Consider the following 17,737-nt stretch of genomic DNA (forward strand, 5'->3'; position numbering starts at 1 on the left):
GCAGTTTCGACTGCGTACCTTAAAGCGTGCGTGAGAAATACTACGCAACGTTACAGGCCTAGTTTTTCTGGGTAGAAAGAAAGTGGTGGGTGCGTAGCTTTCCATTTTTTTGCAAAATCATTGGCTTCGAGTATTTGTTCAGGTGTCATTTTTTTCGCAATAACAGGAAGCTTTCCTTCGACATAAACCTGAACGTTTCCACCACCGTCTAGCTCTTTCAATAACGATACCAAGGCAAACCCTTTTACCAGGTCAATAGGGTATCCGACTTTATCTGGGGTATGAGAAAGGTAAGCTCCGTAACTGCTCACCGCGTCTTGGTAACCAGTATTGGCAGCAACCTCAAGCCAGTGACGAACTCCCTCCATGTCACCGCGCTCATACAAAATAGAAATGTATTCAATCATGGCCTTAGGGAAACCGCCTTCGGCTGATGCTTTCAGCCATTTCTCTTCGGCTGACTTACGATTCCAAGGCAAGAAACTACCTTCGCCCTCGGAGTAACGATTTGCCAATAGCCATTGTGCGGGCGCATATCCCGCTTCAGCTGATTTTTCTAGCCATGTCAAATCCGACTTTGCGTGATACATAATAGCCATTGCTTCGGCATCACCTTTCAGTGCTCGAGGCTCCGCTGTTTTTATTAACAGCTCTAACCATGCACCAGCACTTTTACTTCCGGCTGGACATTTATTAGCTGTCGCACACAGATCCCCTTCAGATGTGGCGAGTTTAAACATAGAGTAGTAATCGCCCTGGGCGGCCGAAGCTTCATACCATTTTTGGGCGTCGGCGGTCAGAAATTGCGTTTCTTTACGCAACTCCTCAGCTAAATAAAACTGAGCTTCTGCGTCTCCTGCTTCCGCTGCGATGCGTAATTCTGTTGCAGCAGCTTTGTACTGGTTGAAGAGGGTGATCCCGCGATCTTTAGCCGTTTGCTGCTCAGCCGTAAGTTCCGCGGATGCATGGGGGGCGAACACCAGTAATAAGAGTGCCGCAGAAAGAATTGAGTTACGCAGCATTTGCTTCACCTTAAGATTACTTGATTGCACCGGTATACGTCGCTTTCCCGCCTGGTATGTAAGTCCTTCCATAGTATTGGGCGCGACTACATGTACCGTCTAATCGGGAGCCTAACGAACTTACGTGCGTTTTGTATCGAGCACGCATCTCATCGTTTTGGTCACCAAAAAGTCGTTGGACTGCTTCCGACATAAAATTGTCCATTCTGAGTCTGTTTTCGCAGTAGCTTTGCTCCGCATTATTCGAAGCTTTCGTGCCAAATCGATTCATGCTCATGCATGCTTCTTCAAATTGTGCCTGTGCAAGTGGAAGGGTTCCTTGCGTCTTGGCCTGGTTCACGATCCAGCCTAGTATTCGCTCAACGGCTTGTTGTTGCAGTAAGTGACACTGATCTTTCGTATAGGCTTTTTCAACGGGTTTGGATTCCTCAGCGAGATCCCATCACCCACATTTTGGCTATCCCGCCTGGCGCCAAATTGATAACCAACGCGTTGCGGTAGTCTGTAATCCACTTACCATCAAATGCGCAAAAAGCTTTTTCCTTCCTTGCGCATTATCGCCCTTGTCGTCTCGGGGGCGTCGATCACCATTTGGTAAGTTTGCGGTTCGACAAGAGACTGCCAGCGTACGTAAATCTTTTTTGGCAAGTCCGCCCCAGTTACATTCTTACCTTTGCCGATTCCTGGCTTTTCGGGCCACCCTCTAGGGTCGCCAGTGTTGTTAGGAGGCGTCTGTATGGCAGCAGTGCCACTCATCGCTCGCGGATAAACCTGCTCTTTGATATCGACTACATCAGCCGATTCAATCCACACTTCCATGTAATTCGGCGCTGAAAAGCCCAGGCGCCATGATTTGTAAGGCATTGCCTCGCTGTTGGCGAAAGTGTAACCACTGAGCAAAAATGCACAAATCGTACTTCGCAAGAAACTCCTCATCAGACTGCGTTGGCTCTTTCATTTCCAGGAATCATAAGGCACGCCATATTTTTCAACGTAGGCTTTGGAAACGCCGGAAAGGGGGCGGTAGTGACCTCCAGACTTACCTTCGTATGGGCCACGCGGATCAATCACGGCTTTTACCGTGGTCACCTCGATCGGCGTCATGCATGGACCGCCAACCCAGACTTTGGCAATACCTCCGGGGACCAGCCTTATACCGATTGACTGACGATAGCCAGTGATCCATTTCCCATCGGCAGCGCAGAAAACCTTTTCACCCTTAAGCATAATCTCCCGAGTAGCCTCAGGGATTTTAACCACCATCAAGTAGGTTTGCGGTTCGACCTGCGACTGCCAGCGGACATAAATCTGCTTGGGCAAGTCGGCCCCTGTCACATGCTTACCGCTGCCGATGCTAGCTCTTTTCGGCCAACCTCGCGGATCGCCAGAATTGTTGGGAGGCTTTAACATGGAGGCAAGACCACTCATCGCACGTGGGTATACATGGTCCTGAATATCGACAACATCGGCGGTTTCGATCCAAACCTCCATGTAGTCAGGAGCCGAGAATCCCAAGTACCAGGATTTGTAAGGCATTGAGTTGCTGCTAGCAAATGCGCAGCCACTGAGTAAGAGCGTGGTGAGGCTGAATTGTAAAAATTTTCTCATTAGGACGTCACGACTCTGTCGCTACCAAGAACCATAGGGCACACCAAACTCTTTGACATAAGCTTTGGATTCATCAGATAGAGAATCGTACTTGCCACCGGATTTCCCTTCATATGGGCCTCGCGGATCAATCACGCCCTTTACCCTAATTACCTCGATCGGAGTAAGGCATGACCCTCGTACCCAAACCTTGGCTATGCCACCGGGCGCCAAATTGATAACCAATGCGTTTCGGTAGTCTGTTATCCACTTGCCATCGGCAGCACAAAAAGCCTTTTCGCCCTTGCGCATGATCTCCTGAGTCGCCTCGGGTAAGTTGATCACCATCTGGTAAGTCTGGGGTTCGACCAAAGATTGCCAGCGGACATAGATTTTTTGGGGTAAATCCGCCCCAGTCACATTTTTACCTTTTCCAATGCCAGGTTTCTGAGGCCATCCTTTAGGGTCACCTGAATTGTTGGGAGGTCTTTGTATCGCGGCGGTGCCACTCATTGCACGGGGATACACCTGTTCCTTTACATCGACCACATCAGCTGACTCGATCCAAACCTCCATGTAATCGGGCGCCGAGAATCCCAAGTACCAGGATTTGTAAGGCATTGGCTCGCTGTTGGCGTATGTGCAACCACTGAGCAAAAATGCGCAAATCGTAGTTCGCAAGAAATTACTCATCAGGCTGCTTTGGCTCTGTCACTTCCAAGAATCATAGGGCACACCAAACTTTTCGATGTACGCTTTGGACTGGTCGGATAGCTTGTCGTACTTGCCGCCAGACTTACCTTCATAAGGTCCTCTTGGGTCAATTTCGGCTTTTACCTTAGCCACTTCTATCGCTGGCAGGCACGATCCCATTACCCACACTTTAGCCATCCCTCCGGGTGCCAGATTTATTACCAATACCTCGCGGTAGCCTGTTATCCATTTTCCATCAGCAGCACAAAAGGCTTTTTCACCCTTGCGCATAAGTTCCCTGGTCGACTCGGATATCTCGATAACCATTTTATAAGTTTGAGGTTCAACCAATGATTGCCATCGGACGTAGATTTTTTTGGGTAAGTTTGCTCCAGTTACACTCTTACCTTTGCCCGGCCCCGGCTTTTCCGGCCAGCCTCTAGGGTCGCCCGTGTTATTGGGAGGACTCTGTATCGCAGCAATGCCACTCATGGCACGTCTGTATACTTGGCCTTCGACATCAATAACATCAGCTGTTTCGATCCAGACGTCCATGTAGTTAGGTGCTGAGAAACCCAGGCGCCAGGCTTTGTAAGGTAGCGTTTCACTGTTGGCTAACGTGCATCCACTGAGCAGAAAGGCGGCGATAGCGACGCGTAAAAAGTTACTCATTTGGATGTACCGTACGTACAGAATTTACGTCTGGTCGATTGATGAAGACTATATTCAAGTCACTATTGTTTCGATTTTTAGCGGCGTTCCAGTTGTCAGATAAATGAACGTAACGTTGGAAGAGCAGTTCCTCTTCCTGTGAGGTCAGCCCTATTGTTTTGCTTTTCCCCTGAGCGTACGACAACAATTTTTCGGAGATAGGTATGAGCTCCGCAGGTAGCGCCAGTCTTGGGTTGCTCTCGGGGATTTGTCCAAAAGGCACTCCATTTTCAACGGCTAGTTCGCGCATGATCCGAAAGTAGATCAAGGACAGTTCACTGCGGACCTCTCGTTGACTGCTGACAGCGGCATAAACGTGTTTCATATCTTTGCGGTTTTCTTTGCCCGTAGTACGAAACGGCACCTCCCACGTACGGATCTCCAATGGGAGGTTATATTGGGCCAATTGATCCTGTAGCCGCCTCAAGTCCTCTTGGGCAACTTTGTAACTGTTAGCTTCAACAAAAGATGTCCTTTCGTCTACCGGGCTCCTACGCGGTTTGCTGAGCAGTATCCGCTCTCTCGCCTTAGGTAGATAGCCGCCACCGAGGTCCGAGTGCACGCCCGGCAAAATAATATCGGCAGCCCCAAGACTGTTTAACGCAAAATTGTAACGTCGCTCATTTCGAGCGACTAATTGGACTACTTTCTTCGCGGCGCCTGGTGCTAGATGGATATTGATCCCTGGGTTAAAAGCATTATTACCATTCCAATCTCCTACCAGCGGGTTGGCAATGGCTGCAACTGTGTCGTAGACGCCGATGAAATTTATGGAGATGTCGGTATTTGGCTTCCATGCGAAGCTGTCCGATAACATTGGCGATCCCGCCGGCAGCGCTTTAGCGAGAATACTTTGGCTACCTTTTAGTATTTCATTAGCAAAGTCTCTTGCCGCCGCAGAGCCTCGACTGAATCCGAAAATGTCGAACTCAATGTTCGAAATACGCTTATCAGGATTGTTGTTTTTAAAGAGTCGGATCGCCTGAATAAATAGCTCGGGAGTCTCTTCTACCCGCGCCCGGACACCTTGTGCACCTATGCCTGTGCCTTGTGAAAAAGTCGAGTCCTCCTCGATACTGCTGGTGCCGATCCCATCCACATAAATCGATAAACTCGCCCTTTCTGCATCAATAGGCAGCGCTTCATCCACTTGGTTCTGATAAAGGTCATACAGTCTGGCTACGTTACTGACATCATTGCCATAACTGTTGTCCGGGCTACTTCCTTTGCCGTCGTAGCCTAAAGAAGCGCAGAACTGACGGATGTCCTCGGCCATATCTTGCAGGTTTACATCCGGAGCGAAGCAACCATAAACACGCTCGCTATTGTTACGGTTATTCCCCGTACCATCAAAGAACATCCCAATCCGCAACGTAATTTCTTCCAGCTCAACCTCTTCTTCCTCTTCCTCCAGCTCTTCCTCCTCAGCCGGACGTGCTGCCTTAGGCTCCAAATCAGCCACCGCATTAAACTTGCCAACCGGCGGAGCACTCAGCAGTTTCCCTGCTGCGGCCGCCGCTGCTGCACCCGGAATAATCGGCGGAAGAATCTTAATCCCGCTCCCCGAACCCGGCGCACCACCCGAATTGGTCTTCACCTCAGCCCCACTAATCGTCACGCCCCCGGCATCCACCTTGACGAAACTCCCGCCAGCCTTGGCCGTCAGTTCCATCCCGCCTTCAACTACCACCTTGTCGCCAGCGTTGTAGTGAATCTCTTCTCCCGCCTCGACGAACTGCGCCGTGCCGACCTTCACATGCTGGGTCGCCGCCACCGTCAGGTGATCATCGGCCCGCGCTTCAGTCTTGCGGTCCAGGTGAGTGATGCGGTGTTCTTCAACCTTGAACTCGCTGAAGACATTGGCCTCGACCGTGTCGTGCCGCTCGTTGCCGATGCGGATTTTCTGGTCGTGTTCGATGTTTTCATCCCAGTCGCGCTGGGCGTGGAGGTAGATCTGTTCCGCGCCTTTTTTGTCTTCGATGCGAAATTCGTTGTAGCCCTTGCCGCCCGGTGAGCTGAGGGTCTTGAAGGTGCTGCGGGTTTTGTTTGCCGGCAGGTCGTAGGGGACGACGTTTTCCTTGTGGTACAGGCAGCCGGTGACCAATGGCTGGTCGGGGTCGCCTTCGAGGAAGGTGACGAGCACTTCCATGCCGACGCGCGGGATGGCGATGCCGCCGTAGGCACTGCCGGCCCAACCGGTGGCGACGCGCAGCCAGCAGCTGGTTTTGTCGTTGGCCTGGCCGTCGCGGTCCCAGAAGAATTGCACTTTGACGCGACCGTATTCGTCGCAATGGATTTCTTCGCCCGGCGGGCCGGTGACGATGGCGGTCTGGCTGCCGAGGACTTGCGGTTTCGGGTGTTCGAGGGCAGGGCGGTAGTGCGCGTCCCACGGCGTGGCGAGGAAGCGGTTGCGGTAGCCCTGGTGGAAATCGTCTTTGTTGTGGGTGACGTCGCTGGTGATGTTCTCGCCGAGCACTTGCGGCTGTTTGCCTTCGTGGACCACTTCCAGCAGCAGCCAGAGATCGTTCCATTCGCTGCGCGGGTGTTCGCTGAGGGCCATGAAGTGGCCGCTGACCAACGTCGGTTCGTCACCTTTGCCTTCAGCGAGTTTGTAGTCGCTGCGATGGCGTTCCAGCGCACGGGTCGCCAGTTGTTTACCGCGTTCGCGCGTGAGAAAGAGGCCGGGGTAATCGTAGTCTTCGAGGTCCGGGGCGACGCCGCTCTTGGCGGCGCCTTCGGGCAGGATGCGTGGCTTTTCAAAGTCGTAGTCGCGGCGGCTGACGCGGCTGGTGCGGGTTTCCAGGCGCAGGTTGAAGCGTTTGATCACCGGTTTCTCGGCGGCCATGCCGGAGTCTTGCTGGTAGGCCACGGGCGAGAGTTTGCGGAAAACGGTCTGGTCATCGCCGAACACCAGCGTGTGGCCGCTGGCACTGTGCTGGAAGTGGAAGTGAATGCCTTCTTCTTCGCACAGGCGCTGGATGAAATGCAGGTCGGATTCGTCGTACTGCACGCAGTAGTCGCGGTCCGGGTAAACCGCACCGAGCTGAAAACTGTACGCGTCAGCGAGGATGCCGCGCGCTTCCAGGACCTGCGCGATGATCTTCGGCACGCTTAACTGCTGGAAGATTTGCTGGTCGTGGTTGTGGCGCAGGTACGCCAATTGCGGGCACAGGCTGATGCTGTAGCGGGTCAGTTTTTTACCCGAGTCGCCTTGCTCGATTCGATAGACCAGGCCGTGGATGAGGCCTTTGCCGGTTGCGCCGAAGGTCAGGCAACCTGGTTTGTGCAGAATGTCTTCGAGTTTCAGGTCGGGGCGGGCGCTGACCAGCTCGATGTCGAAACAGAACGGCTGGTTGAGGGCTTCACGGCCGACGAAACTGAGGACTTGCAGGTCGGCGGAAACACCTTCCAGCGTGAGGGAAATATGGGTTGCGTTAGCGTCCAGCATGCCTTGAATTCCGTCCTTTGGATAAGCTGGGGCGGATGGTGCAGGATTAAACGGCCTCGTTCAAGGCGCAAATGGCGTACGTGCGGATGCCTTGTGCTATCAGGAAAACCCTTAGGCACAAGGTATGGGTCAATGAATGCGGGGCATATTTCGTCATCTGTTCCTGAACACGACAGCGTCACGCAATTGCGGCGACCGGGAATCGACAGTCATTTTCAGACTTTCGGGGTGGTGACCCTGAGATTGGCGGTGTGTGTTACACCGCCATCGCGAGCCGGCTCGCGATGAGGGCCTTACATTCAGCGCAATTCCAACTGCCCGCCTGGAACGTATCACCTGAGCCTACGGTGTCGGCGCCCTAAGTATTTGTATTGCGCGAAGGTTTCAACATGGGCCTCTTCGCGACGTCGTCTCAGGGCAGGACTTCAGCCATGAACGCTCCATTCGGAGAAATGGCAGTGAATGGACTGGGTTCACCCCCTCCCACCATAGTGAACTCCGGCGGCTCCGACCCCACGATATTGCCAACCACTTTGCGTCCATCGTTTTCTTTTTTCAGCAGCAGGACATTATTATCGCTGACCCGTTTGACCCGACCGTAAGTCTGACCTTTTGGCGCAGTGACAATGTTGATGGCAATGTCTTGAGGGTGCCAAAAGCCGGGGTTTGGAGTGCCGTCCAAAGTGTGGTAGTCGAGGGCAATGTTCCCGCTGCTATTAACGGCCACACCAACAACGCTTGACATAAAATTATGCAAGTCTAGGACTTTGGGCTCGGAATTTTCCCCATCCCAGTAGGTTGCCATGGGCTTGTTGTTCGATGAAACACAACTCCCTACATATCGGTTTGCATTATTGACCGCTCGAATCTCGCAAGACGAGTAATTCGCCGGGACGTTTACATTGACGGCGATGAAGCCAGAAATATCTCTGTAGGCAATTTTCGCAACGCCTTTCCCCGCCTCATCACGGCAGTTGAGCGCGACACGAGGCGCGTCAGGTGCCATCTGATCGTTGATCGCAACCGCTTGGCAGTTATCCCTGGGGGTTGACACCGTCATCGGGGTTTTAGCGTCTACTGAGGTCCACATCGTTGCAGTGGCACGACCATTTTTGTCGATGCTTTGCCCCACAACAAACCCACTGTTGTTGTAGGCAACTGCTTTTGTACTGACATCGTCCGGGTTTCTCTGGTCCTGAAAAATGCTGCGAAGTGGCTCCAGTTTAGTGGCGACGGTATAGGGCGGTTTCCAGATTGTCCCGAATTCCAGGCCGTTGGTTTCTTTACAGTTGCCTGAGACAGTTCCGTCGATACCAATTCCCAGAACTCTACAATCCTGCCCTTGCACAAGGCTTGGGAGGACGATCGAACCGGTAATGTTATCTGAGCTCCAGACGATCACCGCTCCGTTGGATGCCGTGCAGTTACCCACCGCACGTTTATAGTTGTTGATGTCGATCACTTCGCACGAGGAAAACTCTTTGGCCATGCGAATTTGCAGATTAGTAGTGGCCATCGTGTCCGTTCCGTACGCCAAAGCAAATGCGGCCAGTATCGCGTTCAGCGACGTTAGATTTTTAATGATCTTCCGTTTCATTTTCTGCTCCATCTTGTTAGCGTGTGGGCTCGAACCAGACTGTTGTTCAGGTCCGTAACAGCAACACTGCAAGAAGAGTTAATATCAAAAAATGAAGCTCGACTACTGTCAGATCTAACAGTGGACGGCCACTGTTAGAGTGTATGTACTGGCCGGTTGAGATCGTTGTTTTCTGGTCGTGAAGGACTCGCCCCCGGCAGTTTCCGTTTATGGCGGAGGGACGATTTATCAGATGAGTTGCTGCCGATACGGCAAATCCGGCCCGGTCTTGCTACACGTCAACGCCGCCGCCGTCACCGCGAACTTCAACATCCCGTCAATCTGTTCACGGCCGAGCGATTGCACACCTTCCACCGAATCCAGCTGTTGCTCGGTCAACCACGTAATCAACGCCGCCTGGAACGTATCGCCAGCCCCCACCGTGTCGGCAATCTTCACCGAACTGGCCGGCACCGACCACGAACCATGAGCCCGGCTAAACACCGTCGCGCCTTCGCCACCCCGGGTCAGGAACACCAACTGACAGCGATGCTGCAGCCAGCCTTCAATCACGCGCTGTGGGTCCTGCTCGGGATACAACAGGCTCAAATCCTCATCGCTGACTTTGATCAGGTCCGCGTATTCGACCAGCGTCGCGATCCGCGAACGCCACAGGTCAATGTTCGGTTCAGGATTGAGCCGTACGTTCGGGTCGAGGCTGATCAGGCGTTTACCGCTTTCACGCTGAACCAGCGCCAGCAACGTGTCGGCTATCGGTTGCACCACCAACGAGAACGAACCGATGTGCAAGCCGCGCACTTCAGTCCCCAGTTCCGGCAGGTGTTCCGGTTTCAACTGACGGTCCGCGCAGCCTTCACCGCGAAAGCTGTAATGCGGCGAGCCGTTGGCGCCCACCGCAACCATCGCCAATGTCGTGGGTGCGGCGAAGTCCACGAGGAAGTCCGGGCGCACGCCTTCGTTCAATAGCACTTGCTGCAAGCGCCGGCCGAGGTAGTCGGTGGACAGTCCGGCAAACAGCGCCGAGTCCACACCCAAACGGCGCAAACCGACGGCGACATTGAACGGCGAGCCACCGGCAATCGCCTTGAAATTCACTTTTGAAGCCAGGCCGCTGGCGTCGTCTTCACTGAAGAAATCGAACAGCGCTTCGCCACACACCAGATACATAATTGTTCACTCTTTAAAGGGTTGCGACATGCTGTTGATAGCGTTCGTAGGCCTGCTGACAGGCCGCCACATGCTTTGCAATCGGCAAGGTTTCGCTGGCCAGGTCGAGTTTGACGCAGCGCTCGCACAGGTCCGCCAGACTGTCTTCCTGCCCGTTCGCCCAGGACCTGCACCACGCTGCTTGAATCGCCGCGCCGAGGGCGGCGGCTTCGCTTTGTTCGGTGCAGATTACGGGCGTATCCATGATGTCGGCGACGATCTGTCGCCACACCGGGCTCTTCGAGCCGCCGCCGATCAGGCAGATGCTGCGGCTTTGTAAGCCATTCTGGCGCAGCAGGTCCAGCCCATAACGCAAACCGAAGGTCGTGCCTTCCACCACCGCGCGGCACAGGTTGGCCGGCGTCAGGTTGGTCATCGTCAGCCCCAGCAGGCTGCCGGTAGCATGGGGCAGGGCGGGGACGCGTTCGCCGTTGAGGAACGGCAGCATGCTCACGCCTTCGGCACCGATGGGGGCTTGCGCGACTAAATCGTTGAACTGCTGGATATCCAGGTCGAACAACTCGCGAATAACACCCGTCGCGTTGGTCAGGTTCATCGTGCAGATCAGCGGCAGCCAGCCACCGCTGGAGGAACAAAAGGTCGCCACCGAGGCGTCCGTGCTGACTTTCGGTTGATCGGCATAGGCGTAAACGGTGCCTGACGAACCGAGGCTCATGGTGATCGCGCCGGGCTTGATGTTGCCGGTGCCGATCGCGCCCATCATGTTGTCGCCGCCGCCGCTTGAAACCAGCGCATGCGGGTTGATGCCCAAGCGTTCGGCGATGCTCGGCAGGACCGTGCCGACGGCTTGATGGGCGTCGATCAACTCCGGCAGGGCGGCTTGCAGACGCCCGCTGGGGTCGATGTCGCGCAGCAGCTGCAAGTCCCACTGGCGGCTGCGCACGTTGAAATACCCGGTGCCGGAGGCGTCGCCATACTCGCTGCAGCTACGGCCGGTGAGCCAGTAATTCAGGTAGTCGTGGGGCAGCAGGATGCGGGTGATTCGGGAAAAAATCTCGGGATGCTGTTCTTTGGTCCAGAGCAGTTTTGACACGGTGTAGCCGGGTGCGATGACGACGCCGAGGCGCTCGAGTGAACCCTTTTCACCGCCGAGGTGCTCCAGCAGGCGGTCGTTTTCGGCTGTGGTTTCGGTGTCGCACCAGAGTTTGGCGGGGCGCAGGACCTGGCCCTGATCGTCGAGCAGGACCAGTCCGTGTTGCTGGCCTGAGACGCCGATGCCGAGGAGGTGTTGACCGTCGACGTTGGCGGCGAGCAGGGCGTTTCGGGTGGCGAGGGTGAAAGCTTCCAGCCACTGATGTGTGTCCTGCTCACGGCGGCCGTTGGCGCCGCTGATCAGGGTGTGGGCGGCGGCGCCCTGGCCCAGCACTTGGCCGCTGACTGCGTCGAGGACAATGGCTTTGGTGCCTTGGGTGCCGCAGTCGATGCCCAGGAAAAGGTGTTGGTTTGCCATGTCAGGTCCTTGGAGTGTCAGGTCGATCTCGCGATGACGGTAGTCCATTCACCGCAGTACTTAAGCCAGCACCCGCTCCAACGTCCGCGTCACCCCCACCTCCCGCAAGCTGTTACAGCACCACTCAAACGCCGCCACAAACTCGGCCGAATGCGGAATCGCGGTGCCAAAAATCTCCTCGACCGCCAGCAACCGCTGGGTAATCAACACATCATCCGCCACCAGCCCCTGAAAAAAAGCCGCCCGTGGGTCCGGAATCGAATAGGTATCACCGTTTTCATCCACCCCCTTCAAATACAGCGCCCACGCCGCCACCACCAGCGCCGCACGCTTGGTCTCTCGACCGTCGGCAATCAAGCGGTTGATCGTCGGCACCGTGAATTTGGGAAATTTCGACGAGCCGTCCGAACACACTCGCTCCAGTTGATCGGCAATCGCCTGATTGGAGAAGCGTTCAACCAAGGTGTTTTTGTAGTCTGTCAGGTCAATCCCCGGCACCGGCGACAGTTGTGGCGTGACGTCCAGGTCCATGTAAGCCCGCATGTAGCGCACAAACAGCGGGTCGTTCATGGTTTCGTGAACGAAGCGATATCCCTTCAAGAACCCGAGATACGTCAGCGCCAGATGACTGCCATTGAGCAGTTTGATCTTCATCTCTTCATAAGGCGTGACGTCGTCCGTGAACTGCACGCCGACCTTTTCCCAGGCCGGGCGACCGTTGACGAATTTGTCTTCCAGCACCCATTGCACAAACGGTTCGCAGACCACGGGCCAGGCATCGTCAACCGCGTGTTTGTCAGCCAGTTGCAGGCGATGTTCGGTGCTGGTCATCGGCGTGATGCGGTCAACCATGGCGTTGGGGAAACTCACGTTGCGGTCGATCCACTCGCACAGATCGGCATCGCGCAACGCGGCGAAGGCCAGTAGCGCTTTGCGGGTCACCGCGCCGTTGTGCGGCAGGTTATCGCAGGACATCAGCGTGAACGCCGGGGTGCCGGCAGCGCGCCGTTTGGCCAGGGCGGCGCAGAGGAAACCGAACACGGTTTTCGGCGCATCCGGGTGCGTCAGGTCGTGCTGGATTTGCGGCAAGTGCGCCATGAACTCGCCGTTGCTGTCATCGATGCAGTAACCGCCCTCGGTGATAGTCAGCGAGACGATGCGGATCTCGGGGCCGGCGAGTTTTTCGATCAGTGCGGTCGCGCCGTCTTCGGCCAGCAGCATGTCGCGAATCGCACCGATCACCCGGACTTCGGTGTCATCGGTATCGCCGAGTTCGAACAGGGTGAACAGGTAATCCTGCTCTTTGAGATCGTCCCGGGCGTGCCGGTCTTCGGCGCGCAGGCCGACCCCGCAAATCGCCCAGTCCAGGCCTTCGCCAGTGTTCATCAGCGCGTCGGTGTAATACGCCTGATGGGCGCGGTGAAAACCACCGACGCCAATGTGCGCGATGCCTTGGCGCGTATCGCTCAGGGCGTAGGCGGGCAGGACCACCTCGGGTTTGAGATGGTGGAGATTCTGTTTATTGAGTTTCATCACATAGTCTCGATATCAGGCCGCAGCGCGTAACGGACGGGTCAACGCCACGCCGTCGGCATCGAATAAATGGCAGTGTTCGGCGTCCAGGTGCAGGCTCAGCGACTCGCCGTAACGGCTGGCGAGGTCGCCGCGAACACGCATGGTCAGGGCCTCGCCGGAGGAGGTCACGACGTGGCAGAACGTGTCGCTGCCCAAACGCTCGCTGACGTCGGCGGTGACTTGCAGCGTGCAGTCGCCGGGTTGTGCCAGTTCCAGGTGTTCCGGACGAATGCCCAGGGTCACTGCGCCACCGACGCTCAAGTTGGCGCCGGTCAACGGCAGGGTGATGCGAGCACCGGCGTCGAGCAGCACTTCACAGCTTTGGCTGTCGATGCGGGTGACGTTGCCCTTGAGGAAACCCATTTTCGGCGTGCCCAGAAAGCCCGCGACAAACAGGTTGGCCGGTTGGTGATACAGGTCCAGCGGCGAGCCGACCTGTTCGATTTTGCCGCCGTTGAGCACCACCACCTTGTCGGCCATGGTCATGGCTTCGACCTGATCGTGGGTCACGTAGATCATCGTCGCTTGCAGTTCTTTGTGCAGTCGCAGCAGTTCCAGGCGCATCTGCACCCGCAGGGCGGCGTCGAGGTTGGACAGCGGTTCGTCAAACAGGAAGATTTTCGGGTTGCGCACAATCGCCCGGCCGATGGCCACGCGCTGACGCTGGCCGCCAGACAGCTGTTTCGGTTTGCGTTCCAGCATTGGACCGAGTTCGAGGATGCGCGCAGCTTCGCCGACTTTCTTCTCGACTTCCGCTTTCGGCACGCCGGCCAGATCGAGGGCAAACGACATGTTCTTTTTCACGGTCATGTGCGGGTACAGGGCGTAGGTCTGGAACACCATCGCCAGGTCGCGCTTGGCCGGGCTGACTTCGGTGATGTCGCGGCCGTCGAGCTCGATGGTGCCGCCGCTGACTTCTTCCAGGCCGGCGATCAGGCGCAGCAGGGTCGATTTGCCGCAACCCGACGGGCCGACGAACACCACGAATTCCTTGTCGTTCACTTCCAGGTCGATGCCTTTGATGATGGAAAAGCCTTCGAAGCCTTTTTGCAGATTCTTGATTTTCAGGTTGGCCATGGTGGCGCTCCTTTTGTGCTTATTCTTTGAGGGCTATTTCACGGCACCGAACGACAGGCCGCGGACCAATTGTTTCTGGCTGATCCAGCCGAAGATCAGGATCGGCGCGCAAGCCAGGGTCGACACCGCCGACAACTTGGCCCAGAACAAGCCTTCAGGGCTTGAGTAAGAGGCAATCAACGCGGTCAGCGGCGCGGCTTTGGATGAGGTCAGGTTCAAGGACCAGAACGCCTCGTTCCAGCACAGGATCAGCGACAGCAAAACGGTTGAAGCCAGGCCGCCCTTGGCGATCGGCAGCAGCACCCGGACCATTTCCTGCCACAGCGTGGCGCCGTCGAGGCGCGCGGCTTCGAGGATGTCTTTGGGGATGTCTTTGAAGTAGGTGTAAATCATCCAGACCACAATCGGCAGGTTGATCAGCGTGTAGATCACGATCAGCGCGATGCGCGTGTCGAGCAAGCCGAAGGTCTTGGCCAGCAGGTAAATCGGCATCAGCACGCCCACCGGTGGCAGCATTTTGGTCGAGAGCATCCACAGCAGCGTGCCCTTGGTGCGCTGGGTTTCGTAGAACGCCATCGAGTAGGCCGCCGGCACGGCGATCAGCAGGCATAACGCCGTGGCACTGAAGGAAATCACCACCGAGTTCCAGGCGAAGCTGAAGTAGTCGCTGCGTTCATTGATGTGCAGGTAGTTCTCCAGCGTCGGCGTGAAGATGAACTGCGGTGGCGTGGCGAACGCGTCGATTTCGGTTTTGAAACTGGTCAGCACCATCCAGAAGATCGGGAAGAAAATCACGATGGCAATGGCCCAGGCCAGCGTGCCGAGCAGCAGGCTTTGCAGGCGGCGGGATTGTTGAAGGGTCATGGCGCAGGCCTCAGGCTTTGTCTGTCAGGTTTTTGCCGATCATGCGCACCAGCACGATGGCCGCGATGTTGGCAATCACCACCGCGATCAAGCCGCCGGCGGATGCCATGCCGACGTCGAACTGCACCAGCGCCTGGTTGTAGATCAGGTAGGCGAGGTTGGTCGAGGCGTAGCCGGGGCCGCCGTTGGTGGTGGTGAAGATTTCGGCGAACACCGAGAGCAGGAAGATGGTTTCGATCATCACCACCACCGCAATTGGCCGCGCCAGGTGCGGCAAGGTCAGGTGCCAGAAGATGGCGACAGGCCCGGCGCCGTCGAGGCGTGCGGCTTCCTTCTGTTCCTGGTCGAGGGACTGCATGGCGGTCATCAGGATCAGGATCGCGAAGGGCAGCCATTGCCAGGACACAATGATGATGATCGACAGCAGCGGGTAGTGCGCCAGCCAGTCCACCGGTTGCGCGCCGAACAGTTTCCAGACGTAGGCGAGAATCCCCGACACCGGATGGAAAATCAGGTTCTTCCAGATCAGCGCACCGACGGTGGGCATGATGAAGAACGGCGAAATCAGCATGACCCGCACGATGCCGCGGCCCATGAACTCACTGGCTTCAAGCAGTGCACTGATCAGCACACCGAACACCACGCTGATCAGCAACACGCTGCCCACCAGCAACAAGGTGTTGGTGGCGCCGGGCAGGAAGCCGGAATCCGTCAGGAAGTAAGTGAAGTTCTCCAGCCCGACGAACTCGTTTTCACCCGGATTGAGCAGGTTGTAGCGAATCGTCGAGAAGTAGACGGTCATGCCCAGCGGCACGATCATCCACAGCAGCAACAGGGCGACCGAAGGACTGACCAGAAACCAGCCGGGATTGGCCAACCGGCTTTTACGCACCGGTTGGGGAATGTCCATCTGAGCGTTGGCAGTTGAAATATTCATGGCATTAAACCAATTAGGAACAGACATACGAAGATCGACATGTGGGAGCGGGCTTGTGTGGCGAGGGAGCTTGCTCCCGCTGGGTCGCGAAGCGGCCCCAATAGCTTTGCGACTGCTGCGCAGCCGAGCGGGAGCAAGCTCCCTCGCCACAAAAGCCCACTCTGGATCGGTTGCGAGAGTTACTTGGGATAACCGGCGCGCTTCATCTCGCGTTCGGTGGTTTGCTGGGCCGCAGCCAAGGCTTGATCGACCGTGGTTTGCCCAATCAGCGCCGCCGAGAACGACTTGCCCACCTGGGTGCCAATGCCCTGGAACTCAGGAATGGTCACCAACTGAATACCGATATACGGCACGGGCTTGAGCGTCGGCTTGCTCGGGTCCGCTGCCTTGAGCGACTCCAGCGTGACCTTGGCGAACGGCGCGGCATTCATGTAGGCCTCGCTGTAGGTGGAGGCGCGAGTGCCGGGCGGCACGTTGGCGATGCCGTCTTTCTCCGCGACCAGCGCGCCGTATTCCTTGGAGGTGGCCCAGGCACTGAACGTTTTGGCGGCGTCCTTGGCCTTGGAGCTGGTCGGAATCGCCAGCGCCCAGGAATAGAGCCACGCCGAACCCTTGTCGGTGGTTTCGTGCGGGGCGTAGGTGAAGCCAACGTGGTCGGCCACCTTACTTTGGGTTTTGTCAGTGACGAACGAGCCGGCAACGCTGGCATCGACCCAGATTGCGCATTTGCCGCTGTTGAACAGTGCGAGGTTTTCGTTGAATCCGTTGCTGGAAGCGCCCGGCGGACCAGACTGCTTCATGGTCTCGACGTAGAAGTTCAGGGCGTTTTTCCACTCTGGACCGGTGAATTCCGGCTGCCATTTCTCATCGAACCAACGTGCGCCATAGGCGTTGGCGACGGTGGTGATCAGCGCCATGTTCTCGCCCCAGCCGGCCTTGCCGCGCAGGCAGATGCCGTACTGTTCTTTATCCTTGTGCGTGAGTTTGCTGGCGAATTCGCCGATCTGGGTCCAGGTCGGGCGCTCGGGCATGGTCAGCCCGGCCTCCTTGAACAGGTCGGTGCGGTAATAGGTGATCGAGCTTTCGGCGTAGAACGGCAGGGCGTACAGGGAGCCTTTGACTGAAAGGCCCTCACGCACCGACGGGAAGACGTCGTCCAGGGCATAAGACGCCGGTAAGTCCTTCATCGGCTCCAGCCAACCCTTGGCACCCCACAGTGCGGCTTCGTACATGCCTATGGTCAATACATCGAACTGTCCGCCCTGAGTGGCGATGTCAGTGGTCAGGCGTTGGCGCAGGACGTTTTCTTCCAGTACCACCCAGTTGAGCTTGATGTCCGGGTGCTCGGCCTCGAAGGTTTTCGAGAGCTTTTGCATGCGGATCATGTCGCTGTTGTTGACGGTGGCGATGGTCAGCGTTTGAGCGCCGAGGCTGATGCTGCTGAGGGTCATGCAGGTGAGGGCAAGCAGAGCTTTTACAGAAGGTTGCATCGTGCACTCCTTTTCTGCGACCCAAGGGTTACAGAAGGACAGTTATTGTTTTTGTGTCT

The 17,737-nt window shown here is 56.3% G+C and carries 13 protein-coding genes and 1 pseudogene; all 14 read right to left on the bottom strand.

The window, feature by feature from the left end; translation table 11 throughout:
- Positions 1 to 50 precede the first annotated feature (50 nt).
- The 14 genes and pseudogenes from H8F22_RS09485 to H8F22_RS09550 all read right to left on the bottom strand — a co-directional run bounded on the left by H8F22_RS09485 (position 51) and on the right by H8F22_RS09550 (position 17,678).
- Positions 51 to 1,022: a tetratricopeptide repeat protein gene (locus H8F22_RS09485; RefSeq protein WP_027923549.1), complete on the bottom strand. Its 972-nt coding sequence runs from the start codon at positions 1,020 to 1,022 to the stop codon at positions 51 to 53.
- A 437-nt stretch (positions 1,023 to 1,459) separates the two neighbouring features.
- Positions 1,460 to 1,958: pseudogene (locus H8F22_RS09490) on the bottom strand (DUF2931 family protein); the annotation flags it as partial.
- A gap of 18 nt (positions 1,959 to 1,976) precedes the next feature.
- Positions 1,977 to 2,630: a DUF2931 family protein gene (locus tag H8F22_RS09495; RefSeq protein WP_027923550.1), complete on the bottom strand. Its 654-nt coding sequence runs from the start codon at positions 2,628 to 2,630 to the stop codon at positions 1,977 to 1,979.
- A gap of 21 nt (positions 2,631 to 2,651) precedes the next feature.
- Positions 2,652 to 3,302: a DUF2931 family protein gene (locus tag H8F22_RS09500; protein WP_027923551.1), complete on the bottom strand. Its 651-nt coding sequence runs from the start codon at positions 3,300 to 3,302 to the stop codon at positions 2,652 to 2,654.
- An 18-nt stretch (positions 3,303 to 3,320) separates the two neighbouring features.
- Complete coding sequence (locus H8F22_RS09505) at positions 3,321 to 3,974, bottom strand: DUF2931 family protein (RefSeq protein ID WP_027923552.1); 654 nt, start codon at positions 3,972 to 3,974, stop codon at positions 3,321 to 3,323.
- Complete coding sequence (gene tssI / locus H8F22_RS09510; RefSeq protein WP_194940013.1) at positions 3,967 to 7,461, bottom strand: type VI secretion system tip protein TssI/VgrG; 3,495 nt, start codon at positions 7,459 to 7,461, stop codon at positions 3,967 to 3,969. The genes H8F22_RS09505 and tssI overlap by 8 nt, the downstream gene beginning before the upstream one ends.
- A 412-nt stretch (positions 7,462 to 7,873) precedes the next feature.
- Positions 7,874 to 9,058 carry a hypothetical protein gene (locus H8F22_RS09515; RefSeq protein ID WP_027923253.1) on the bottom strand — a complete coding sequence of 395 codons (1,185 nt, stop codon included), beginning with the start codon at positions 9,056 to 9,058 and terminating at the stop codon, positions 7,874 to 7,876.
- Between the two features lie 228 nt (positions 9,059 to 9,286).
- Positions 9,287 to 10,225, bottom strand: coding sequence for a carbohydrate kinase family protein (locus H8F22_RS09520; protein WP_027923252.1), 939 nt, complete (start codon positions 10,223 to 10,225; stop codon positions 9,287 to 9,289).
- Positions 10,226 to 10,238: 13 nt separating this feature from the next.
- Positions 10,239 to 11,735 (bottom strand): xylulokinase, encoded by a 1,497-nt coding sequence (xylB, locus tag H8F22_RS09525; protein WP_194940014.1) that lies wholly within the window; start codon positions 11,733 to 11,735, stop codon positions 10,239 to 10,241.
- 60 nt (positions 11,736 to 11,795) lie between these two features.
- Positions 11,796 to 13,268, bottom strand: coding sequence for a mannitol dehydrogenase family protein (locus H8F22_RS09530; protein WP_194940015.1), 1,473 nt, complete (start codon positions 13,266 to 13,268; stop codon positions 11,796 to 11,798).
- A gap of 15 nt (positions 13,269 to 13,283) precedes the next feature.
- Positions 13,284 to 14,387 (bottom strand): ABC transporter ATP-binding protein, encoded by a 1,104-nt coding sequence (locus tag H8F22_RS09535; protein WP_059182997.1) that lies wholly within the window; start codon positions 14,385 to 14,387, stop codon positions 13,284 to 13,286.
- A 33-nt stretch (positions 14,388 to 14,420) separates the two neighbouring features.
- Positions 14,421 to 15,251: a carbohydrate ABC transporter permease gene (locus H8F22_RS09540; protein ID WP_027923248.1), complete on the bottom strand. Its 831-nt coding sequence runs from the start codon at positions 15,249 to 15,251 to the stop codon at positions 14,421 to 14,423.
- Positions 15,252 to 15,261: 10 nt separating this feature from the next.
- The gene (locus H8F22_RS09545; protein WP_228758773.1) at positions 15,262 to 16,161 is read right to left on the bottom strand and encodes a carbohydrate ABC transporter permease; all 900 of its coding nucleotides are present in this window, start codon (positions 16,159 to 16,161) and stop codon (positions 15,262 to 15,264) included.
- A 206-nt stretch (positions 16,162 to 16,367) separates the two neighbouring features.
- On the bottom strand, positions 16,368 to 17,678 hold the full coding sequence (locus tag H8F22_RS09550; RefSeq protein ID WP_027923246.1) for an ABC transporter substrate-binding protein: 1,311 nt from the start codon (positions 17,676 to 17,678) through the stop codon (positions 16,368 to 16,370).
- Positions 17,679 to 17,737 lie beyond the last annotated feature (59 nt).

Origin of the sequence: Pseudomonas mucoides (assembly GCF_015461845.1) — a bacterium.
Lineage (GTDB): Bacteria > Pseudomonadota > Gammaproteobacteria > Pseudomonadales > Pseudomonadaceae > Aquipseudomonas > Aquipseudomonas mucoides.